The 21,044-nt window shown below is 64.1% G+C and carries 17 protein-coding genes; 8 read left to right on the plus strand and 9 right to left on the minus strand.

Features of this window, described 5'->3' with window-relative positions; all coding sequences use genetic code 11:
* Positions 1 to 48 precede the first annotated feature (48 nt).
* The 3 genes from KB554_RS05405 to guaB form a co-directional block, all read right to left on the minus strand.
* Positions 49 to 543 carry a 3'-5' exonuclease gene (locus tag KB554_RS05405; protein ID WP_211035133.1) on the minus strand — a complete coding sequence of 165 codons (495 nt, stop codon included), beginning with the start codon at positions 541 to 543 and terminating at the stop codon, positions 49 to 51.
* Positions 544 to 814: 271 nt separating this feature from the next.
* Complete coding sequence (gene guaA / locus KB554_RS05410; protein ID WP_141427559.1) at positions 815 to 2,344, minus strand: glutamine-hydrolyzing GMP synthase; 1,530 nt, start codon at positions 2,342 to 2,344, stop codon at positions 815 to 817.
* 214 nt (positions 2,345 to 2,558) lie between these two features.
* Complete coding sequence (gene guaB, locus KB554_RS05415) at positions 2,559 to 4,037, minus strand: IMP dehydrogenase (RefSeq protein ID WP_141427561.1); 1,479 nt, start codon at positions 4,035 to 4,037, stop codon at positions 2,559 to 2,561.
* Positions 4,038 to 4,201: 164 nt separating this feature from the next.
* Here guaB and KB554_RS05420 point away from each other — a divergent pair, with 164 nt between their 5' ends.
* Positions 4,202 to 5,371 carry a TlpA disulfide reductase family protein gene (locus tag KB554_RS05420; RefSeq protein WP_211035134.1) on the plus strand — a complete coding sequence of 390 codons (1,170 nt, stop codon included), beginning with the start codon at positions 4,202 to 4,204 and terminating at the stop codon, positions 5,369 to 5,371.
* A 114-nt stretch (positions 5,372 to 5,485) separates the two neighbouring features.
* Here KB554_RS05420 and panB read toward each other — a convergent pair whose 3' ends face one another.
* A complete protein-coding gene (gene panB / locus KB554_RS05425; RefSeq protein WP_141427565.1) occupies positions 5,486 to 6,301 on the minus strand; it encodes a 3-methyl-2-oxobutanoate hydroxymethyltransferase in 816 nt (271 codons plus the stop codon).
* A 64-nt stretch (positions 6,302 to 6,365) separates the two neighbouring features.
* On the minus strand, positions 6,366 to 6,941 hold the full coding sequence (locus tag KB554_RS05430) for an RNA methyltransferase (protein WP_141427567.1): 576 nt from the start codon (positions 6,939 to 6,941) through the stop codon (positions 6,366 to 6,368).
* 87 nt (positions 6,942 to 7,028) lie between these two features.
* On the opposite strand from KB554_RS05430, the gene KB554_RS05435 reads away from it, so the two are divergent.
* Both KB554_RS05435 and KB554_RS05440 read left to right on the plus strand, forming a co-directional pair.
* The gene (locus KB554_RS05435) at positions 7,029 to 8,102 is read left to right on the plus strand and encodes a hypothetical protein (RefSeq protein WP_141427569.1); all 1,074 of its coding nucleotides are present in this window, start codon (positions 7,029 to 7,031) and stop codon (positions 8,100 to 8,102) included.
* A 103-nt stretch (positions 8,103 to 8,205) separates the two neighbouring features.
* Positions 8,206 to 9,882 (plus strand): glutamine--tRNA ligase/YqeY domain fusion protein, encoded by a 1,677-nt coding sequence (locus KB554_RS05440; RefSeq protein WP_211035135.1) that lies wholly within the window; start codon positions 8,206 to 8,208, stop codon positions 9,880 to 9,882.
* Positions 9,883 to 10,015: 133 nt separating this feature from the next.
* On the opposite strand, the gene KB554_RS05445 is transcribed toward KB554_RS05440, so the two are convergent.
* From KB554_RS05445 to KB554_RS05460, 4 genes are read right to left on the minus strand one after another with little or no spacing between them, the layout of a single operon-like run.
* Complete coding sequence (locus KB554_RS05445) at positions 10,016 to 11,029, minus strand: glycosyltransferase family 2 protein (RefSeq protein ID WP_211035136.1); 1,014 nt, start codon at positions 11,027 to 11,029, stop codon at positions 10,016 to 10,018.
* Complete coding sequence (locus tag KB554_RS05450; protein WP_141427574.1) at positions 11,016 to 11,939, minus strand: lysophospholipid acyltransferase family protein; 924 nt, start codon at positions 11,937 to 11,939, stop codon at positions 11,016 to 11,018. The genes KB554_RS05445 and KB554_RS05450 overlap by 14 nt, the downstream gene beginning before the upstream one ends.
* Positions 11,936 to 12,631 carry a 16S rRNA (cytidine(1402)-2'-O)-methyltransferase gene (gene rsmI, locus KB554_RS05455; protein WP_141427576.1) on the minus strand — a complete coding sequence of 232 codons (696 nt, stop codon included), beginning with the start codon at positions 12,629 to 12,631 and terminating at the stop codon, positions 11,936 to 11,938. The genes KB554_RS05450 and rsmI overlap by 4 nt, the downstream gene beginning before the upstream one ends.
* Before the next feature lie 4 nt (positions 12,632 to 12,635).
* On the minus strand, positions 12,636 to 14,009 hold the full coding sequence (locus tag KB554_RS05460) for a hypothetical protein (protein WP_211035137.1): 1,374 nt from the start codon (positions 14,007 to 14,009) through the stop codon (positions 12,636 to 12,638).
* A 346-nt stretch (positions 14,010 to 14,355) separates the two neighbouring features.
* Here KB554_RS05460 and KB554_RS05465 point away from each other — a divergent pair, with 346 nt between their 5' ends.
* The 5 genes from KB554_RS05465 (at position 14,356) to KB554_RS05485 (ending at position 21,015) form a co-directional block, all read left to right on the plus strand.
* Complete coding sequence (locus KB554_RS05465) at positions 14,356 to 16,356, plus strand: glycoside hydrolase family 97 protein (protein WP_211035138.1); 2,001 nt, start codon at positions 14,356 to 14,358, stop codon at positions 16,354 to 16,356.
* A gap of 147 nt (positions 16,357 to 16,503) precedes the next feature.
* The gene (gene ychF, locus KB554_RS05470) at positions 16,504 to 17,604 is read left to right on the plus strand and encodes a redox-regulated ATPase YchF (protein ID WP_211035139.1); all 1,101 of its coding nucleotides are present in this window, start codon (positions 16,504 to 16,506) and stop codon (positions 17,602 to 17,604) included.
* A gap of 79 nt (positions 17,605 to 17,683) precedes the next feature.
* Positions 17,684 to 18,412: an SIMPL domain-containing protein gene (locus KB554_RS05475; RefSeq protein WP_141427584.1), complete on the plus strand. Its 729-nt coding sequence runs from the start codon at positions 17,684 to 17,686 to the stop codon at positions 18,410 to 18,412.
* Between the two features lie 9 nt (positions 18,413 to 18,421).
* Complete coding sequence (gene gltX / locus KB554_RS05480; protein WP_141427586.1) at positions 18,422 to 19,957, plus strand: glutamate--tRNA ligase; 1,536 nt, start codon at positions 18,422 to 18,424, stop codon at positions 19,955 to 19,957.
* Between the two features lie 2 nt (positions 19,958 to 19,959).
* Positions 19,960 to 21,015, plus strand: a complete 1,056-nt coding sequence (locus tag KB554_RS05485; RefSeq protein ID WP_141429912.1) for an aldose epimerase family protein — start codon at positions 19,960 to 19,962, stop codon at positions 21,013 to 21,015.
* Positions 21,016 to 21,044: the final 29 nt, after the last annotated feature.

Here is a 21,044-nt window from a genome sequence, read left to right on the forward strand (position 1 = left end):
CAAATCCGGCGGGGTCGTTTTCCCGTCGTTCCGCAATGATCGCTCCGGTCAGAGGATCTTCAGCGCGATCCGGGCGCAGGCCTCGGCATCGGCCAGCGCGTGATGATGGTGCGTAAGGTCGAAGCCGCAGGCGGCCGAGACGGTGTGCAACCGGTGGTCGGGCAGGCTGCGGCCGAAGACGCGGCGCGCCGCCCGGCACGTGCAGACGAAACGGTAACCGGGATAGGGCATGCCGTACAGCTCGAAGACGGCACGCAGACAGCCCTCGTCGAAAGGCGAGTTGTGCGCCACGAGCGGAAGCCCCTCGATGCGGGGCGCGACCTGCCGCCACACCTCCGCGAAATCGGGCGCATCGGCCGTATCCTCGTACCTCAGGCCGTGGATGGCCGTCGTGAAACGGCTGTAAAAATTGGGCCGCGGACGAATCAGGCTGTAAAACGTATCCACGACCTCGCCGCCCCGCACGACCACCACGCCCACCGAGCAGACGCTCGTGCGGCGGCCGTTGGCCGTCTCGAAATCTATGGCTGCGAAATCGGTCATTTTCTGAAAAAACTCTTTGCGCGGCAAAGATAACGCCCTCCGGGCAGAAAAGCAAATCGGCCTCGGCCGCGGAAATCCGCCGAAACCTCGGAGAGCGAAGGACATATCGCCGAGGAAAGGAGACGCCGGAAGACGAACGCACCGGGAGACGGAGCCAACGAGAGACGAGTACGGCAAGGGCCGGATGCCGGACGGAAACCGCCCCAGCCGCAGAATGTTGCGGCTGGGGCGGCCGGACTCGGGGGAACTCCCCGGCATGAGGGAAAATCCGCTACTCCCACTCGATCGTGGCGGGCGGCTTGGAGGAGATGTCGTAAACCACGCGGTTCACGCCGCGGACCTTGTTGATGATTTCGTTCGACACGTCGGCGAGGAATTCGTAGGGCAGATGCACCCAGTCGGCCGTCATGCCGTCCGTGGAGGTCACGGCCCGCAGGGCGACGCAACTCTCGTAGGTCCGCTCGTCGCCCATCACGCCGACGCTCTTGACCGGCAGGAGGATGGCTCCCGCCTGCCACACCTTGTCGTAAAGTCCGGCGGCACGCAGGGCGTCGATATAGATTCGGTCCACGTTCTGCAGAATCTCGACCTTCCCGGCCGTGACGTCGCCCAGAATGCGGATCGCCAGTCCCGGTCCGGGGAAGGGATGCCGCCCGATGAGCCGCTCGGAAATGCCGAGCGAACGCCCCACGCGGCGCACTTCGTCCTTGAAGAGCAACCGCAGCGGCTCGACGATCTTCAGATTCATCTTTTCCGGAAGACCGCCCACGTTGTGATGCGACTTGATCGTGGCCGAAGGACCGTTCACCGAACACGACTCGATCACGTCGGGATAGATCGTCCCCTGCGCCAACCACCGCACGTCCTCGATCCGCTGCGCCTCCTCGTTGAACACCTCCACGAAGTCGCGGCCGATGATCTTGCGCTTCCGCTCGGGCTCCGAAACGCCCGCCAGATCGGCGAGGAACTTCTCCCCGGCCTTCACGCCCTTGACGTTCAGGCCCATGTCCCTGTAGGATTCGAGCACCTCGTCGAACTCGTTCTTGCGCAGCAGGCCCGAATCGACGAAGATGCAGTAGAGGTTGCGGCCGATGGCCCGGTGCAGCAGCACGGCGGCCACCGTCGAATCGACGCCGCCCGAAAGGCCCAGCACCACGCGGTCGTCGCCCAGCTTCTCGCGCAGCTCGCGTACGGTGGACTCCACGAAGCTCTCCGAAGTCCACGACTGCGCGCATCCGCAGATGCCGACGACGAAATTCTTCAGCAGCTGTTTGCCGTCGGTCGAGTGATAGACCTCGGGGTGGAACTGAATGCCCCATGTCCGCTCGCCGCCGATCCGGTAGGCCGCCACGCGGACGTCCTCCGTCGAAGCGACGATCCCGTACCCTTCGGGAACGCGCGTGATCGTGTCGCCGTGCGACATCCACACCTGCGTCGTCGCCGGAAGATCGCGCATCAGCGGGTCCTGCGCGTCGCCCACGGTGAGCATCGCACGGCCGTACTCGCGGCTGGGAGCGGGCTGCACCTCGCCGCCGAAGGCGTGCGCAAGGTACTGCGCGCCGTAGCAGACGCCCAGCAGCGGCAGCCTGCCCCTGATCGCCGAAAGATCGGGCGTCGGGGCCTGGGCATCGCGCACCGAGAAGGGGCTGCCCGAGAGAATCACGCCCCGCACCGACGAGTCGATCGCCGGAATCCGGTTGAAGGGGTGGATCTCGCAATAGACGTTCAGCTCGCGCACACGCCGCGCGATGAGCTGCGTGTACTGCGACCCGAAGTCGAGAATGATGATTTTTTCCTGCATTCTATGTTCGAAGTTTATCGTTTGCGTTTCGTTGCTCTTCCGCGCCGGAGGCCGGAAAGCGGAACTCCGCCGCAGCGGCGGCTCCCGTTCCCCGGGCGACGATTCCCGCCCTGCGGACGTCGGTCACGCACCATACGGCCGGCGACGCCGCGGGACAGCAAGGGCCGCGTCCCATCCCCACCCGGGAAATACCGGTCTGCGGCCCGCCACGCCCCTACCGTTCGCTCGAATAGTTCGGGGCCTCGCTCGTGATCGTCACGTCGTGCGGGTGGTTCTCGACGACGCCGTTCGACGTGATGCGGATGAATTTCGCGGTTTGCAGCGCCGCGATGGTCGGCGAGCCGCAGTATCCCATGCCCGAACGGATGCCGCCGATGAGCTGGAAGACCGTCTCGCTCAGCGTACCCTTGAACGGCACGCGCGCCACGATACCCTCCGGCACGAGCTTGTTGATGTTGCCCTCGCACCCTTTCTGGAAATAGCGGTCGGCCGAACCGGCCTTCATGGCGTCGATCGACCCCATGCCGCGGTAGGTCTTGAACTTGCGGCCGTTGTAGATGATCGTCTCGCCCGGAGCCTCCTCCGTGCCGGCGAACATGGAACCGATCATCACGCAGTCGCCGCCCGCGGCCAGCGCCTTGACGATGTCGCCCGAATAGCGCAGACCGCCGTCGGCGATCACCGGGACGCCCGAGCCCTTCGCCTCGGAGGCCGCGGCGTAGATGGCCGACAGTTGCGGAACGCCCACGCCGGCGATGATGCGCGTCGTGCAGATCGAACCCGGCCCGATGCCGACCTTGATGCCGTCGGCGCCGTTGTCGATCAGGAACCGCGCCGCCTCGGCCGTGGCGATGTTGCCCACCACGACGTCGAGCGACGGATAGGCGGCCTTGATCTCCTGGAGCTTCCGCACGATATTGAACGAGTGGCCGTGCGCCGAGTCGAGCACCACGGCGTCCACGTCCTCGGCCACGAGCGCCGCGACGCGTTCCATCGCATCGGGCGTGATGCCGACGCCTGCGGCCACGCGCAGACGGCCCTTCGCATCCTTGCAGGCGTTGGGATGATCCTGCACCTTGGTGATGTCCTTATAGGTGATGAGCCCCACCAGACGGCCTTCGTCGTCCACGACGGGGAGTTTTTCGATCTTGTTGTTCAGCAGCACCTCCGAAGCATGCTCCAGCGCGGAGTTGTGCGTGGTGATAAGGCGGTCGCCGGGGGTCATCACCTCGGCGATCTTGCGCGACATGTCGCGCTGGAAACGCAGGTCGCGGTTGGTGACGATGCCGATCAGCTTCCGCGCGCCGTCCACGACGGGAATGCCGCCGATGCGGTTCTCCTTCATCAGATTCAGGGCGTCGCCCACGGTGTTCTCCTTCGAGATGGTCACCGGGTCGTAGATCATGCCGTTCTCGGCGCGTTTCACGCGGCGGACCTGCGCGGCCTGCTCGGCGATGGACATGTTCTTGTGGATCACTCCGATACCGCCTTCGCGAGCCAATGCGATGGCCAGCGGTGCTTCGGTCACGGTATCCATCGCGGCAGACACGATGGGAATGTTGAGCCTGATATTTCGCGAGAAACGGGTGCGGATATCGACCTCTCGCGGCAACACTTCCGAATAGGCGGGTACGAGCAGCACATCGTCGAACGTAAGTCCTTCGGGCTGAACCCTTTCATTGATAAAAGACATAATGAACGTGGATTTTTGTTGCTCGCAAAATTAAGCATTTTTTTCGAAACGACCCAAAAACCCGCCGCCGATCGCCGTTTTTTTATCAACAATTTATCAATACGGAAACGGCGAACCGGACTTTTTTCACTATCTTTACGATCGACGAAAACACCCGCCGCACGATGAAAAAACTGCTGCCCCTGCTCCTCCTCGCCGCCGCAACGGCCTCCTGCACCCGCCGCCCCGTCATATCGGGCCGAATCGAAGGGCTGACGAACGACACGCTGATCGTCGTATCGTGCAAAATAGCCGATATGCCCGATCTATCGGACGATCTCGACAGTCGGATCCGTTATGACACGATTCTCGCCCGTCAGGGCCGGCTTACCTTCGATATACCGGTCGAAGTCCCCACCCAATTCATCATATCTCCTGCACAATTGCTGGAAACGTTCCACGGAAGGCGATATTTCACCCGAACTTCGGACATTCAGCTGTTTCTCGACAAGGGGGAACACGTCGTACTGAAGGGACGGATCGACTCATCGGTATTCAATTGCACAATCGAAGGGACACGCCTTAACCGGGAACTCAGCCGAAACAAACAGCAAGACCTTCCATTAAGCGTGGAAATGGACCGCCTGCAAAACTCCATGGAAGGCAAACCGCGCGCCGAACAGGAACGCATTTTCCGTGAGTTCGAACAGATAGCGGAGCGACAGAGACTCCGCAGGACAGAGTATGCCATGGCGAATCCGAACAGTCCCGTTGCAGCCTACTATCTGACATACGCTCCGTTCGACAGCCTCGAGCACTATTACGCCAAACTGGGAGAAAAAGCCCGCAATTCGATTTTCAAACCGCTGATAGACCACCAGCGGCTCCGGGCCGATAAATACTGCAAGGTGCAAGCTGCGAAAGCCGGAACCGCCCCCGGCATGCCGGCCCCGGAATTCGTGCTCCGGGATGCCGACGGAAAGGAGTTCGCCCTCTCGTCGCTGCGCGGACGATACGTCGTGCTCGACTTCTGGGGAAGCTGGTGCGGATGGTGCATCAAGGGATTCCCCCGGATGAAGGCGTGCTACGAACGCTACAAGGACAAACTGGAGATCGTGGGCATCGCCTGCAACGACACCCCGGAGAAGTGGCGCGAGGCGATCGGACGGCACGGACTGCCGTGGGTACACGTCATAAACCCGCGGAACGCTGCCCCCGGGGACGACGTGACGGTCCGGTATGCCGTCGAGGGCTACCCCACAAAAATCGTCATCGACCCCGAAGGGCGCATCGCCGCCCGGTTCGTCGGCGAGAGCGAGGAGTTCTACGACAAGCTGGCGGAGATGCTGGAATAACGCCTCCGCAGCCCCCCTCTTCACGGACCGCCCCGGCTGCAACGAATTGCAGCCGGGGCGGTCCGTATTGCGGAACACGGCGGACGGCGGTCCCCGGACGCGGAGAAGCCGGTGCTAATACTGCTCCTTCTCGTTGGGAAAGTCCCCCGACTTCACGTCGCCGACATACTGCGACACGGCATCGGTCATCACCGTATGCAGGTCGGCGTAACGGCGCAGGAACCGCGGCGAGAAGCCCTTGTTGATTCCCAGCATGTCGTGAATCACCAGCACCTGCCCGTCGCACGCGCCGCCGGCCCCGATGCCGATCGTCGGCGCGGAAATTTCGCGCGTGACACGCCCGGCCAGCGCCGCGGGAATCTTCTCGAGCACGACGGCGAAACACCCCGCGTCGCTCAGCAGATGCGCGTCGCGCACGAGTTTCGCGGCCTCGGCCTCCTCCTTCGCGCGGACCGTATAGGTTCCGAACTTGTGGATCGACTGCGGCGTGAGCCCGAGATGCCCCATGACGGGAATGCCGGCCGAGAGGATGCGCTGCACCGATTCGAGAATCTCCTCGCCGCCCTCCATCTTCACGGCGTCGGCCTCGGTCTCCTTCATGATGCGCACGGCCGAGTCGAGCGCCACTTTCGAATTGCCCTGATAGGCGCCGAAGGGAAGATCGACCACCACCAGCGCGCGGCTGACGGCCCGCACCACCGAACGGGCATGGTAGATCATCATGTCGAGCGTGATGGGAAGCGTCGTCTCGTAACCGGCCATGACATTGGCCGCCGAATCGCCCACGAGGATCACGTCCACGCCGGCGGCATCGACGATCCGGGCCATCGAATAATCGTACGAGGTGAGCATGGCGATCTTCTCGCCACGCTGTTTCATCTCCGTCAGACGGTAGGTCGTCACCGCCCGGAGGCTGCTTTCTACGGACATTTCTTCTTCAGAATTTAAATTTCAGGTGCGGCAAAGATAACGCAAGGCGGGCACAACGCAAAATTTATTTCGCCCCGCCCGGGATGCGCTCCGCCCGATGCCCTCCTCTCCGCGGGCCGATCCGGCGGAAAAAACTCCACAGCACGACTCCGCCCGACACCGAGACGTTGAGCGAATGCTTCGTCCCGGCCTGCGGAATCTCGATGGCCCCGTCGCAGCGATCGACCGCCTCCTGCCCCACGCCCTCGACCTCGTTGCCGAAGACGAGCGCATACCGCACGCCCGGCTCGGGACGGAAGTCGTCGAGCATCGCGGCCCCCTCGACCTGCTCGACGGCAAGGATCGTGCAGCCCGCGGCCCGCAGACGGTCGAGACACTCCGCCGTGGAGGGGTGATAGCTCCACGCGACGGTCAGTTCGGCGCCCAGCGCCGTCTTGTGGATGTCGCGGTTGGGCGGCGTGGCCGTGATGCCGCACAGGCAGATGCGCTCCGCGGCGAAGGCATCGCACGTGCGGAAAAAGGCCCCCACGTTTTGCAGCGAACGGACGTTGTCGAGCACCACCGCGACGGGCATCTTCTCCATCGCGGCGAATTCGGCGGCCGACGGGCGGCCCAGCTCCTCGTTGGTTATTTTACGCATTCCCGGTTTTCATGAATGATTTCGGGGTCAAAAGTAGTCAAATAAAAAATATTTTGTCTAATTTTGGGGCCTTAACGCAAAGAAATTATGCACATCCGAAAACTCTTGCCGCTCGTCGTGGCCCTGTGCCTTTCCGGGGGGGGGCTCCGCGCGCAGAAAATCCTCGTCGGCGCCGACTTCGCCACGCGCTTCGACAACCGCGAATACGCCAACAACGACTTCAACCAGTCGCAGACGCTCTTCAGCGCCCGCCTCACGCCCCGTGTGGGCGTCGAATGGCAGGAGAAGAACCGCCTCGTATTCGGCGTGGACATGCTACAGAACTTCGGCCAGCACAACGGCGCGCGCGAACCGTTTCTGAGCGACGTCAAACCGCTGATGTACTACCGCTTCTCGACCGAGAACGTGCGGGCCGCGGCGGGTATCTTCGACCGCAAGGAGCTGATGGGCGACTACTCCCCTGCCCTCGTCAGCGACTCGGTGGCGTTCTACCACAACCGCCTATCGGGCTTTCTGGGCCGCTACGTCTCGACGCAGCGCGAAAAGACCTACGTGGAGATGGCTATCGACTGGGAGGGCATGTACTCCGAGGAGTCGCGCGAAATGTTCCGCATCCTCTCGGCCGGACGCTACACGCTCGACGGCGGATTCTATTTCGGATACGCCTTCTCGATGTTCCACTTCGCCGGCTCGAAACTCGACGAGAACGTGACGGACAACCTGATCGTGAATCCCTATGCCGGCTGGGAGTTCGACGCCTTCTTCGACTTCGACGTCCGGGCCGGACTGCTCTTCGCCCCGCAGCGCGCCCGCAGCGTGGACCACGACTGGAAAAAACCGTGCGGCGGACAGATCGACCTGCGGATCACCCGCTGGGGCGTGAAGATCGAGAACAACCTCTATCTGGGCGAAAACCTGCAGCCCCTGTGGCAGTATTACGGCCCCGAAGGGCTGTACGCCGGGGAGCGGTTCTATTCCACGACCGAACATATCTACAACCGCACGTGGATCGGCTACGACCGCAAGTTCTTCGACGACACGATGCATGTCGAAGCGGGCATGGTCTTCCACTACGACGGCACGGGCACGGGCACACAGCAGATGGTCAAACTCTCGGTGGACATCCAGAAGCTGTTCGACATCGGCAGAAAGAGAAACTGACCCGCACGCCGCATCCGGCCCTCCCTCCCGGGAGAGACCGCACGCCGGACCGGCCGAGAGACCCGGGTCCCGGAACGACAACACAAAACCGCAATATCGATATATGGCAAGCGAAACCAACGAAACCCGCGAGAAGTCGCTGAACTTCCTCGAAGAGATCATCGAAGAGTCGATCGCCCGGGGCGAGAAACGCGTACAGACCCGTTTCCCGCCCGAACCGAACGGCTACCTGCATATCGGGCACGCCAAGAGCATCTGCATCAACTTCGGCCTGGCGAAGAAATACGGCGGACGATGCAACCTGCGCTTCGACGACACGAACCCCGTCAAGGAGGACGTGGAGTACGTCGATTCGATCAAGCGCGACATCCAGTGGCTCGGATTCCAGTGGGCCGAGGAGCACTACGCCTCGGATTACTTCGACCAGCTCTACGCATGGGCCGTCGAACTGATCCGCAAGGGACTGGCCTACGTGGACGACCAGACGCAGGAGGAGATCCGCGAAAACCGCGGCACGGTCTCCGTGCCGGGTACGCCCTCGCCGTGGCGCGACCGGTCGGTCGAGGAGAACCTCGACCTGTTCGAGCGTATGAAGAACGGCGAATTCCCCGACGGCGCGAAGGTGCTGCGCGCGAAGATCGACATGGCCCATCCGAACATGCTCTTCCGCGACCCGATCATGTACCGCATCATCCACGCCGAACACCACCGCACGGGCAGCAAGTGGTGCATCTACCCGATGTATGACTACGCCCACGGACAGAGCGACTCGATCGAGCGGATCACCCACTCGATCTGCACGCTCGAATTCGACGTCCACCGCCCGCTCTACGACTGGTTCATCCGGGCGCTGGACATCTACCCGTCGCACCAGTACGAATTCGCGCGGCTGAACCTCACCTATACGATGATGTCGAAGCGCAAACTGCTCAAACTGGTGCAGGAAGGCGCCGTGATGGGCTGGGACGACCCCCGCATGCCGACGATCTGCGCCCTGCGCCGCAAGGGCTACACGCCGGCCTCGGTGCGCAACTTCGCCGAAATGGTGGGCGTGGCCAAGCGCGACAACGTGATCGACCTGGGAAAACTGGAGTACTGCGTGCGCGAGGACCTCAACAAGGTCGCACAGCGCCGCATGGCCGTGCTCAATCCGCTGAAGGTGACGATCACCAACTACCCCGACGGCCAGACCGAGCTGTTCACCGCCGTAAACAACCCCGAGGACGAGACGGCCGGCACGCGGCAGGTCCCCTTCTCGAAGGTCATCTGGATCGAACGCGACGACTTCATGGAGAATCCGCCCAAGAAGTTCTTCCGCCTCTCGCCGGGCGGCGAGGTGCGCCTGCGCTATTCGTACCTCATCAAGTGCGAGGAGGTCGTCAAGGACGACGCGGGCAACATCACCGAACTGCGCTGCACCTACGACCCGATGTCGGGCGGAGGTTCGTCGAGCGACGGCCGCCGCGTGAAAGGCGTCATCCACTGGGTGTCGGCCAAAGATGCCGTGGAGGCCGAAATCCGGCTCTTCAATCCGCTCTTCACGAAGGAGAACCCCGACGACGTGGACGAAGGGCAGACCTGGGAGGACAACCTCAACCCCGAGTCGATGGTCCGGATCACGGGCTATCTGGAACCTTCGCTGCGCGAGGTTCCCGTGGGAGAGGCCGTGCAGTTCGAACGCGTGGGCTACTTCTGCCCCGACACCGATTCGACGCCCGAGCACCTCGTCTTCAACCGCACGGTGACGCTCAAGGATTCGTGGGCCAAGATCAACAGGTAGCCCCACCGCGACCCGAAGAACCGGAATGGCGGCGACCCGAAAGGATCGCCGCCATTCCGTATTCCTTGTGCAGGCCCGTCTCCGGAAACGATCCCGGCCCGCCGCAGGGCGGCAGCATCCCGCACCCGGGCAATCACATCAGCCGGCCGAAGGTCCGGCGTCCCAGCAGATAGCGCAGAAGAACCGACCCGCGGTAGATATTCGCGGCGGCCGATCCCCTGCGGGACGCCCGGATCGCGCGCCGCTTGCGGGCCAGCTCCCCGTGCCAGCCGAGGAAGTCGCGCCAGGCGCGGAACACCGCCCGGAAACTGTCCGCACGCCCCTGCACCAGATACGACAGGGCCGCCAGCAGATCGAGCCCCGGGCGCACGACGGCCACGACGGCGCGCTGCCACGGCGAGGCGCACTTGTAGAGCATCGCCAGGTCATTGCGGTGGTTGTAGAAGACCTTGGCCGGAGAGTCGGTAGCGAGCGTGCCGCCGCCGAGGTGATAGACCCGGCTCTCCGGAACCACCCGCACGCGCCAGCCCGCCAGTTGCATCCGCCAGCAAAGGTCGATCTCCTCCATGTGGGCGAAGAAGTCGGCATCGAAGCCGCCCAGCGCGCGGAACACGTCGGCACGGCAGCAGAAAGCCGCCCCGCTCACCCAGAAGACGTCGCGCGCATCGTCGTACTGCCCCGCGTCGCACTCCACGCTCCGCAGGATGCGCCCCCGGCAGAAAGGATACCCCAGAAAGTCGATGAACCCGCCCGAAGCGCCCGCATACTCGAAGCGGCCGCGGTCGCGGAACGAGAGCAGCTTGGGCGACACGACCGCCACGTCGGGATGACGGCGCAGGCAGTCGAGCAGCGGCTCCAGCCACCCCGGAGGCGTCTCGACGTCGGAGTTGAGCAGCACGAAATATTCCGCTTCGATCCGCTCCAGCGCCCGGTTGTACCCGCCGGCAAAGCCGTAGTTCCGCTCCAGGCGCACCACCCCGACCGACGGGAATTCCCGCTCGAGCAGGGCGACGGAACCGTCCGTCGAACCGTTGTCGGCGACCACGACGCCCACCCCTTCGGGCGCCGCGGCCACGACGCTCGGCAGGAAGCGGCGCAGGTGCTCCTCCCCGTTCCAGTTCAGAATGACGATCTCAACGTTCGGCATCCGGCATGCGTTTGTGTTTCCAGCGGCGGTGCGACCACATCCAAAGTTCGGGCCGTTCGCGGATCACCCGCTCCAGCTCGCGGACATAGCGTTCGGTGATCTCGTTGGGCGCGACCTGCTCCTCGCCGTCGTAAAGCGGCACGAACGACATGCGGTAACGTCCCCGCTGCAAGCGGTCCATCCGCACGAAATAGACGGGCAGGCGGCAGCGCAGCGCGAGCTTCTCGCCGCCGTCGAAAAAGATCGTGTCCTGATTGAGAAAGCGGAACCAATGGCTGTCGGGACGGCGCGGAGGATTCTGGTCGGCGATGAGCCCCATCACGAGGTTCTTGCCGCGGAACCCCTTGTCGCGGTGGCGCAGATAGAAGCGCAGGCTCTCCTTCATCGAGACGGTCGTGGCGTAGTCGCCGTTGCGCAGGCGCTGGTACAACGCCTCGGCGACCTTGCTCCGCAGCGGATGATAGACGGCCACGACGATCTGCGTCGGGGCGTAGAAGCCCCAGAACGAGCAGTATTCCCAACAGCCGAAATGGGCCGTCATGGCGATCCAGTCGCGGCCCCCGACCTTCCGCAGGTGCTCCTCCAGTCCCTCGACCTGCAGGATGGAGCGCCCCTTGTCCGGAGTCAGACGGGCCAGGTCGATCGTATCGACGATCAGTTCGGCCAGCGTGCGGTAGAACCGGCGACGGATCGCCGCCAGCTCCTCGTCGCTCTTCTCGGGGAAGGAGTTGCGCAGGTTCCGCCGCACCACCTGCATCCGGTAGCGCAGGCAGTAGCAGAGCACGAAGAAGAGCAGGTTTTCGACGACATGGAATTTGAACCAGTAGGGCATCGCGGCGAACAGGCGCGCCATCCGCCAGAGTATCTCCAGCCAGATCCGCTGAGCGATGTTCAGGTCCGTCCGCTTCATAACTTATCGGTATTGCGGGATTTGGGTTTGCCGGCCACGACGATGACGAACTCGCCCCGCGGCTCCGTCGCGCGGAAATGGCCGAGCACCTCGGCCACCGACCCGCGCACGGTCTGTTCGAATTTCTTGGTCAGCTCGCGCGACACGGAAACGGCGCGGTCGGGGCCGAACACCTCGGCGAACTGTTCGAGACACCGCACCACGCGGTAGGGCGACTCGTAGAAGACCATCGTCCGCTCCTCCTCCGCCAGTGCGAGCAGGTGTTTCGTCCGCCCCTTCTTCTGGGGCAGGAACCCCTCGAAGCAGAACCGGTCGCACGGAAATCCGCTCTGCACCAGCGCCGGAACGAAGGCCGTGGCGCCGGGCAGCGTCTCCACCTCGATCCCCGCCCCGACGCAGGTGCGCACCAGAAGGAACCCCGGGTCGGAGATGCCCGGCGTCCCGGCGTCCGACACGAGCGCGGCATCGCGCCCCGCGGCGATCTCCCCGGCGACCAGCTCGACCGTGGCGTGTTCGTTGAACTTGTGGTGCGACCGGAGCTTCTTCTCGATGCCGAGGTGTTTCAGGAGAAACGACGTCGTGCGCGTATCTTCGGCCAGAATGAAATCGACCGTGCGCAGCACGTTCACCGCGCGCAGCGTGATGTCGTCCAGATTGCCGATCGGCGTCGGCACGATATAGAGTTTTGCCATGCCGTCAAGCGAATTTGCGTTCCAGCAGCTCCATCAGCAGTTTCGCACCGTCGGAATTGGCGTTCCAGGCGTAGTTCTCGGCAATGTAGATCATGCAGTCGTCCAGATCGCCGAAGCCGTTGAGCGCATCGAGCGCCGCATCGAACGCCTCCCCGTCGCCGCCGAACAGATCGCGGATCATGAGGAACTTGTCGTTGATTCCGATGGCGCGGTGCAGGTCGGTGACCGGCTCGCTGCGCCGCAGTTCCGAGGCGATGTCGCGGGGCGGGGCGATGGTGTCGGCCAGCGTCTGCACGTCGTGGTTTATCACGTCGCCCAGCACCGCTCCGGGAGCCGCCGACGCAAAGTCCGCGACGGACTCCCCGCCGGACGGACCGGCCGGCTCTTCGACCGCCGGATGCTCCGCAGCCTCTCTCGCGGCCTCCGACGCGGAGACACGTGCGAAAAACGCCGCACCCGCCGAGTTCTCCCGTACCGAATCCGGACGGGGAGCCGCTGCGGCCGCAGCCCCTGCGACGGAATGCGGGGCGGGTTTCGGCGCAGGCTCCGCCGTATCGTAGAGCGACATGATGACACGCTGCTTATGCCGGTGACGCAGGGTGGCCTCCTCCAATCCGAACAGCGTCGGGGCCACGGGATGCGACGTGCCTTCCGCGGCATCCCCCGAGGCGTCCGCCTCCCCGGAATCCGCCGGAACACGAACGGCCGCCGGGGCATCGCCGGAACTTGCCGGCACGGGGTCCGCGGAAACGGGACCTTCGGAAACGGAATCGGCGGACGGCTGCGCGATCTCGGGTTCCGCCACCGGATCCGGAACAGCCTGCGGCTCCGGCACGACAACCGCCTCCGGCGCAGCTTCCGGCTCCGCAGAAACGGCGGGGGCCGGATCGCCGTCCGGATCAAGTGCTGCGACGGATTCAGGAACAGGAACGAACGCCGCATCCGGAACGATTCCGGGCGCAAACGGTGCAGACTGCGCCGTCTCCGGCACAAAGTCGGACGCGAACGGTTCGGATTCCGGAGCGGGAGCGACAGGCTCCGGTGCGGATTCCGGACGAATCTCCGGAAGCCCGGCAACGGAAGTCTCTTCCGCCGCCACGCCGCCGAAGTCAGGTCCGTCGTCCGGCACGGCGGCCGCACCGGCAGCCGGGTCGAGCGAGAGCACCTCGCCCAGGTCGATGGGAAAGGCGGCTTCCGGCGCCGGCTCCTCCGCAAGCTGCGCATCCGCAACCCCGCCGAAACGCACCGCGTCGTACAGGCCGCGCAATTTTTCGAGCACCAGATCGCGCTCCAGCGCGCTTATCTCTTCCGGAGCGTTCCAGCCGCCGACGATCTCCGAAAGGCGCTGCAACTCGCTCCGCAAACGAATCAAATCCATAATATACGGGTAATTTGCCTTCAAAGATAGGAAAAAATTACGAACGCACCGCTTTCCGGCCCGGATGAATTTGCCGGCAACGGTTCGGAACGCCCCTTTTCCCGGCCGCAAAGGACCGCCGTCCGCCGGGGGCCGGTCCCGTCGATCCGCTATGACGCCCCCGCCGCCCGGCTTCCCCATACGAAAAATTTTCAGACAAAACGCCATACAATTCCCGAAATAAAACATTTTTCGACTACCTTTGTAAAGTTACATACACAAAACCCATATCAAAAGCGAACAATTCCGACAAAATCCCGAACGAACAAAAATCATTTCACACAATCTTCAATCCACCCGCACACCTATGACTTTCAAACCGCTGCTCCTTCTGCTCGGTCTCGCGTGCGCCCCGGCGGCGTCCGCGGCCCCGAAAAGCTACACGCTCTCCTCGCCCGACGGCGAACTGCAAGGCTCCGTCACGGTCGGATCCGACCTCCGCATCTCGCTGGAGGCCGACGGACGAACCGTGCTGGCCCCGTCGCCCGTGTCCATGACGCTCGCCGGAGGCGAAACGCTGGGACACGATCCCCGGGTCGTCCGCATCCGGAAGCACTCGGCGGACGAGACGATCGAATCCCCGTTCTACACCAAGGCGCGCGTCAGCGACCACTACAACGAACTGACGATCTCGTTCCGCGGCGATTACAGCCTCGTGCTCCGCCTCTACGACGACGGCATGGCCTACCGGTTCGTCACCCAAAAGAAGGGAACGATCGTCGTCGAACGCGAGCAGGCGGACTTCACCTTCCCCGAAGATTACACGACCCGCGCACCCTACGTCCACCGCCTCGAGCTCAAGGATTTCGAATGGCAGTTCTCCAACTCGTTCGAGAACACCTACGTCCGGGAGCCGATGACGCGGCTCGATCCGCGGCGGCTGATGTTCCTGCCCGTGCTGGTCGAGCTGCCCGAAGGGCGCCGAATGCTCCTCACGGAATCCGACCTCGACGACTACCCCGGCCTCTTCCTGAACGCCTCGCCCCGCGAGCCGCAACTGCAGAGCGTGCTGGCGACCTATCCCAGGACGGTCGAGAATCCGAGCGGCTACAACAACCAGCAGCAAATCGTCATCGACCGCGAGAAGTTCATCGCCCGGACCGACGGCACGCGCTCCTTCCCGTGGCGCATAGCCATCGTCACGAAGGACGACGCCGGACTGCTCCTCAGCGACATGGTCTACCGTCTGGGGGCCCCGTCGAAGATCGCCGACACGTCGTGGATCCGTCCGGGGCAGGTGGCCTGGGACTGGTGGCACGCGCTGAACCTCTACGGCGTGGACTTCGAGGCGGGCATCAACACCCGGACCTACAAATACTATATCGACTTCGCCGCCCGCAGCGGACTGGAGTACATCCTCATCGACGACGGCTGGTCGGTGAACGGCCCGGCCGACCTGATGCAGGTCGTGCCCGAGCTCGACCTCGAGGAGCTGGTGGCCTACGGACGCGAACGCAACGTGGGCATCCTCCTCTGGGCCGGACACGCACCTTTCGAGAACGACATGGAGCGCGTCGTGCGCCACTATGCCGAGATGGGCATCAAAGGCTTCAAGGTGGACTACATGAACCGCGACGACCAGCAGGTGGTCCGCTTCCTGCACCGCGCCGCCGAGGTCTGCGCCCGCCACCGCATGGTGCTCGACTTCCACGGGGTGTTCAAACCCGCGGGGCTGAACCGCACGTGGCCCAACGTGCTGAATTTCGAGGGCGTCTTCGGTCTCGAGAACCTGAAATGGTCGCCCGCGACCACCGACATGGTGACCTACGACGTCACGATGCCCTTCATCCGCATGGCGGCCGGACCGGTGGACTACACGCAGGGGGCCATGCGCAACGCCTCGAAGGAGAACTACCGCCCGGTGCACGGCGAGCCGATGAGCCAGGGCACGCGCTGCCGCCAGCTGGCCGAATACGTCGTCTTCTTCTCGCCGCTCAACATGCTGAGCGACTCGCCCTCGAACTACCTGCGCGAACGGGAGTCGCTGGAGTTCATCGCCGGCGTGCCGACCGTCTGGGACGAAACCGTGCCGCTGGCCGGCGCCGTCGGCGAGCAGGTCGCCGTGGCGCGGCGCTCGGGCGACGTGTGGTATGTGGGCGCCCTGACGAACTGGGAGAGCCGCGACATGGAATTCGACCTCTCGTTCCTCGGAGAGGGCCCGTGGACGGTCGAGAGTTTCAGCGACGGTCCGAACGCAGCCCGCGCAGCCCGCGACTACCGCCGCGAAAAGGCGGCGCTCGACCCGTCGGGCCGGCTGAAGGTGCACCTGGCTCCCGGCGGCGGATTCGCCGCACGCATCTCCCGGTGACGGCGCGGCGATGCCCGCCCGCGGAAAGGCAGCGGCTCCGGCCGCTGCTTTTTTATGCGCAAATTGAAAAGAAATTCCTATCTTTGCGGAACTGCCCGGCCCCGCGCGCCGGGCGCGGTTCCGAAACGAATACAACAAGAGAGATACATGGCTTTACAATGCGGCATCGTGGGTCTTCCGAACGTCGGAAAATCGACCCTTTTCAACTGCCTGTCGAACGCGAAGGCGCAGGCGGCGAACTTTCCCTTCTGCACGATAGAACCCAACGTGGGGGTAATCACCGTCCCCGACGAACGGCTGGTCCGGCTGGCCGAAATCGACAACCCCAAACGCGTAGTACCCACGACCATCGAAATCGTGGACATCGCCGGACTGGTCAAGGGCGCCTCGAAGGGCGAGGGGCTGGGCAACAAATTCCTCGGCAACATCCGGAACACGAACGCCATCATCCACGTCCTGCGCTGCTTCGACAACGGCAACATCACCCACGTGGACGGGTCGATCGACCCCGTGCGCGACAAGGGGATCATCGACACAGAGCTGCAACTCAAGGACCTCGAGACCGTCGAGAACCGGCTCGCCAAGACGCAGAAGGCCGCCACGTCGGGCGGCGACAAGCAGGCCAAGCGGGCCGTGGAGCTGCTCCTGCAATACAAGGCCGCCCTCGAACAGGGCCGGAGCGCCCGCACGGTCGAACTGGACAGGGAGGACCGCCGCCTGGTGGCCGACCTGAACCTGCTGACCGACAAACCGGTGCTCTACGTCTGCAACGTGGACGAGAAGAGCGCCGTGACGGGCAACGCCCACACCGAGGCCGTGCGCGCCGCCATCGCCGACGAAAAGGCCGAAATGCTCGTGATCGCAGCGGCGACCGAGGCCGACATCGCCGAACTGGAGAGCTACGAGGAGCGGCAAATGTTCCTCGAAGACATGGGCCTCGGGGAGTCGGGCGTGGCGCGGCTCATCAAAGCGGCCTACAAATTGCTCAATCTCGAAACGTTCTTCACCACCGGAGCCGACGAGACCCGGGCCTGGACCTATTCGCGCGGCATGAAGGCCCCGCAGACGGCCGGCATCATCCACACCGACTTCGAGCGGGGATTCATCCGCGCCGAAGTCATCAAGTACGACGACTACGTGGCGCTCGGATCGGAGAAGGCGTGCCGCGACGCGGGCAAGATCGGCATCGAAGGCAAGGAATACGTCGTGCAGGACGGCGACATCATGCACTTCTTGTTCAACGTCTGACCCGCCCCGCCGGACCCGCCCCGGAAGGACGCGGACCGGAGCGGCGACACGTTATGTTCAACCTCAAAACGACAGAGCCATGAAAAACACGAAGTATTTGCTGCTCGGCATCGCAGCCGTCGTATGCGCCGCCATCGTGGGCCGCGCCTACACCTATAAATACCGCGCGCAGGACACGATCCTCGTGACCGGACTGGGCGAGGCGGAATTCACCTCGGACCTGATCGTCTGGTCGGGCGAGGTGACAGCCGAGGCGCAGCAGGTCGCCGCGGGATACGCCCAGATAGAAAAGAGCAAGCAGAAGGTGCAGGAGTACCTCGCCGCGAAGGGCGTCTCCGCCGGGGAGACGGTCTTCGCCTTCGTGAACGTCGAGAAGCAGTACGACCCGATCTACAACGCCAACGGCAACTGGGCCGGGCAACGCTTCGCGGGCTACCGCCTGCGGCAGCGCTTCACGGTGGAGTCGGCCGACGTGGAGAAGGTCGAGACCGTCTCGCGCGAAATCTCGTCGCTCATCGCCCAGGGCGTCTCGATCGAGGCCTACGCCCCGGACTATTACTACACGAAACTCGACGACGTGAAGATGGGCCTGATCGAGAAGGCCTCGGCCGACGCGCGGACGCGGGCCGAGAAGATCGCCCTGAACGCCGGCACGAAGATCGGCCGCGTGGCTTCGGCACGCATGGGCGTCTTCCAGATCACCGGAGCCAACACCAACGAGGAGTTTTCGGCCGGCGGGTCGTTCAACACCTCCTCGCGCCAGAAGAAGGCGCGCATCACCATGCGAATCGAATACAGAATAAAATAACGAGACAAGATGGAAAGACCCGTTCGGGTGCGTTTCGCACCCAGCCCCACCGGACCGCTGCACATCGGCGGCGTCCGCACGGCATTGTATAACTACCTGTTCGCACGGCGGCACGGCGGCACGATGATCCTGCGCATCGAGGACACCGACTCGCAGCGCTTCGTGCCCGGCGCCGAGGAGTACATCCTCGAATCGCTCCGCTGGTGCGGCATCGGGATCGACGAAGGCGTCGGCGTCGGAGGCCCCCACGCCCCCTACCGCCAGAGCGAACGGCGCGAGATCTACCTCAGATACGCCCTGCAACTCGTCGAGGCCGGATGGGCCTACTATGCCTTCGACACGGCCGAAGAGCTGGACGCCCTGCGCCGCGAGGCCGAGGCGCGCGGCGAAGCGTTCGCCTACAACCACGCCGTGCGCGGGCGGCTCGCCACTTCGCTGGCCCTTCCGGCCGAAGAGGTGAAGGCGCGTATCGACCGCGGCGACCAGTGGGTGATCCGGTTCAAAATGCCGGTGGACGAGGTGGTGAAGATGGACGACCTGATCCGCGGCCACGTCGAGGTGAACACTTCGACGCTGGACGACAAGGTGCTCTACAAGTCGGCCGACGCGCTGCCCACCTACCACCTCGCCAACATCGTGGACGATCACCTGATGGAGATATCGCACGTCATCCGCGGCGAAGAGTGGCTACCCTCGCTGCCGCTGCACTACCTGCTTTACAGGGCTTTCGGCTGGGAATCCTCGCAGCCGGCTTTCGCCCACCTGCCGCTGCTGCTCAAACCCACGGGCGGCGGCAAGCTCTCGAAACGCGACGGCGACAAGATGGGCTTCCCCGTATTCCCGCTCTTCTGGACATCCCCCGCGACGGGCGAGACCGCCCGCGGCTACCGCGAGGACGGCTACTTCCCCGAAGCGTTCATCAACATGCTGGCGCTGCTGGGCTGGAACCCCGGCACGGAACAGGAGCTGTTCTCGATGCAGGAACTGATCGACAACTTCTCGCTGGAGCGCGTCTCGAAATCGGGCGCCCGGTTCCAGCCCGACAAGGCCAAGTGGTTCAACGCCCAATACATGCACCGCAAGACGGACGCCGAACTGGCGGCCGTCTGCCAGCCGATCCTGCGCGAGCACGGCATCGAAGTCCCGGACGAAGCGGCGGGCCGCGCCGCAGGCATCATGAAGGAGCGCGCGCAGCTCATCACCGACCTGTGGGACCTCATCTCCTACTTTTTCGTGGCTCCCGCCGAGTACGAGGAGAAGCAGACGCGCAAATACTGGAAGGGACAGAACCCGGCGATCCTCGCCGAACTGCGCGGCGTGCTGGCGGGCATCGACGACTTCTCGAAGGAGAACACCGAGCGGATCGTCCACGGCTGGATCGACGAGAAGGGATACGGCATGGGGCAGGTGATGAACACGCTGCGGCTGGCGCTCGTCGGCGCCGGCAAAGGCCCCGGCATGTACGACGTCACGGAATTCATCGGCCGGGAGGAGTGCCTGCGCCGCATCGACCGCCTGCTGAAAAACCTCAAACCCGCCGAATGACCATGGTACGGATCGAACAACACGTATGGGGCATGACTCCCGAGGGCGAAGCGATCATCCTCTACACGCTCCGCAACGACCGCGGCGCCGAAGTGCGCCTGTCGAACTACGGCGCGGCGATCGTAGCCGCCGTCATGCCCGACCGCGAAGGCCGCATGGCCGACGTGGTGCTGGGCTACAAACACCCCGAAGGATACTTCCACGACGGCGCGGCCGCCGGCAAGAGCGTGGGCCGCTGCGCCAACCGCATCGCCTTCGGGCGGATGACGGTCGAGGGCGAGGAGTATGCGCTGGAGGTGAACAACGGACAGAACCACCTGCACGGCGGCACGAACAACTTCGCCAACCGCGTCTGGGAGAGCCGCGTGGAAACCAACCGCGTGGTCATGTCGCTCCTCTCCGAGGACGGCGACCAGGGGTATCCGGGCGAGCTGTGCGTCGAGGCCGTTTTCGATTTCGACGACGACTGCTCGCTGGAGATCACCTACCGGGCCCGGACCGACCGGACGACGGTCGTGAATCTCACGAACCACGTCTATTTCAACCTCGCGGGCGACGGCTCGGGATCGGTGCTCGACCACGAACTGCGGCTCAACGCCTCGCAGGCGCTCGAAATGAACGAACGGCAGATTCCGACGGGCCGGCTGCTCGACGTGGCCGGCACGCCGCAGGACTTCCGCGACTACCGGCCGTTCCGGCCCGGCATAGACGCGGAGTTCAACCACATCCGCGACTTCAAGGGATACGACCACCCGTTCGTGATCGACGGCTGGAGGCCCAATATCCTGGGCGAGGTGGGCTGCCTGCGCGACCCGCGGTCGGGCCGCTGCGTCGAGGTGCTCTCCTCGCAGCCCAGCGTGATGATCTACACGGGAAACTGGCTCGCGGGCGGCTGCCCCGAGACCAAGACCGGCGGCCGCTATGCGGACTACGACGGCGTAGCCGTCGAGTGCCAGAACTATCCCGACGCGGTGAACCATCCCGAATTCCCCTCGCCGCTGCTCCGGCCCGGCGAAACCTACTGCCAGAAGATCGTCTTCCGGTTCGGGAACTGCTGATTCACGGAAGCACGATATGTTCCGCCCCT

The sequence above is a fragment of the Alistipes sp. Marseille-P2263 genome (assembly GCF_018101075.1).
Lineage (GTDB): Bacteria > Bacteroidota > Bacteroidia > Bacteroidales > Rikenellaceae > Alistipes > Alistipes dispar.

Bases quoted from the DNA above. Each gene is read 5' to 3' on its own strand.
- KB554_RS05405 (WP_211035133.1), bottom strand. From the start codon at position 543: ATGACCGATTTCGCAGCCATAGATTTCGAGACGGCCAACGGCCGCCGC.
- guaA (WP_141427559.1), bottom strand. From the start codon at position 2,344: ATGCAGGAAAAAATCATCATTCTCGACTTCGGGTCGCAGTACACGCAG.
- guaB (WP_141427561.1), bottom strand. From the start codon at position 4,037: ATGTCTTTTATCAATGAAAGGGTTCAGCCCGAAGGACTTACGTTCGAC.
- KB554_RS05420 (WP_211035134.1), top strand. From the start codon at position 4,202: ATGAAAAAACTGCTGCCCCTGCTCCTCCTCGCCGCCGCAACGGCCTCC.
- panB (WP_141427565.1), bottom strand. From the start codon at position 6,301: ATGTCCGTAGAAAGCAGCCTCCGGGCGGTGACGACCTACCGTCTGACG.
- KB554_RS05430 (WP_141427567.1), bottom strand. From the start codon at position 6,941: ATGCGTAAAATAACCAACGAGGAGCTGGGCCGCCCGTCGGCCGCCGAA.
- KB554_RS05435 (WP_141427569.1), top strand. From the start codon at position 7,029: ATGCACATCCGAAAACTCTTGCCGCTCGTCGTGGCCCTGTGCCTTTCC.
- KB554_RS05440 (WP_211035135.1), top strand. From the start codon at position 8,206: ATGGCAAGCGAAACCAACGAAACCCGCGAGAAGTCGCTGAACTTCCTC.
- KB554_RS05445 (WP_211035136.1), bottom strand. From the start codon at position 11,029: ATGCCGAACGTTGAGATCGTCATTCTGAACTGGAACGGGGAGGAGCAC.
- KB554_RS05450 (WP_141427574.1), bottom strand. From the start codon at position 11,939: ATGAAGCGGACGGACCTGAACATCGCTCAGCGGATCTGGCTGGAGATA.
- rsmI (WP_141427576.1), bottom strand. From the start codon at position 12,631: ATGGCAAAACTCTATATCGTGCCGACGCCGATCGGCAATCTGGACGAC.
- KB554_RS05460 (WP_211035137.1), bottom strand. From the start codon at position 14,009: ATGGATTTGATTCGTTTGCGGAGCGAGTTGCAGCGCCTTTCGGAGATC.
- KB554_RS05465 (WP_211035138.1), top strand. From the start codon at position 14,356: ATGACTTTCAAACCGCTGCTCCTTCTGCTCGGTCTCGCGTGCGCCCCG.
- ychF (WP_211035139.1), top strand. From the start codon at position 16,504: ATGGCTTTACAATGCGGCATCGTGGGTCTTCCGAACGTCGGAAAATCG.
- KB554_RS05475 (WP_141427584.1), top strand. From the start codon at position 17,684: ATGAAAAACACGAAGTATTTGCTGCTCGGCATCGCAGCCGTCGTATGC.
- gltX (WP_141427586.1), top strand. From the start codon at position 18,422: ATGGAAAGACCCGTTCGGGTGCGTTTCGCACCCAGCCCCACCGGACCG.
- KB554_RS05485 (WP_141429912.1), top strand. From the start codon at position 19,960: ATGGTACGGATCGAACAACACGTATGGGGCATGACTCCCGAGGGCGAA.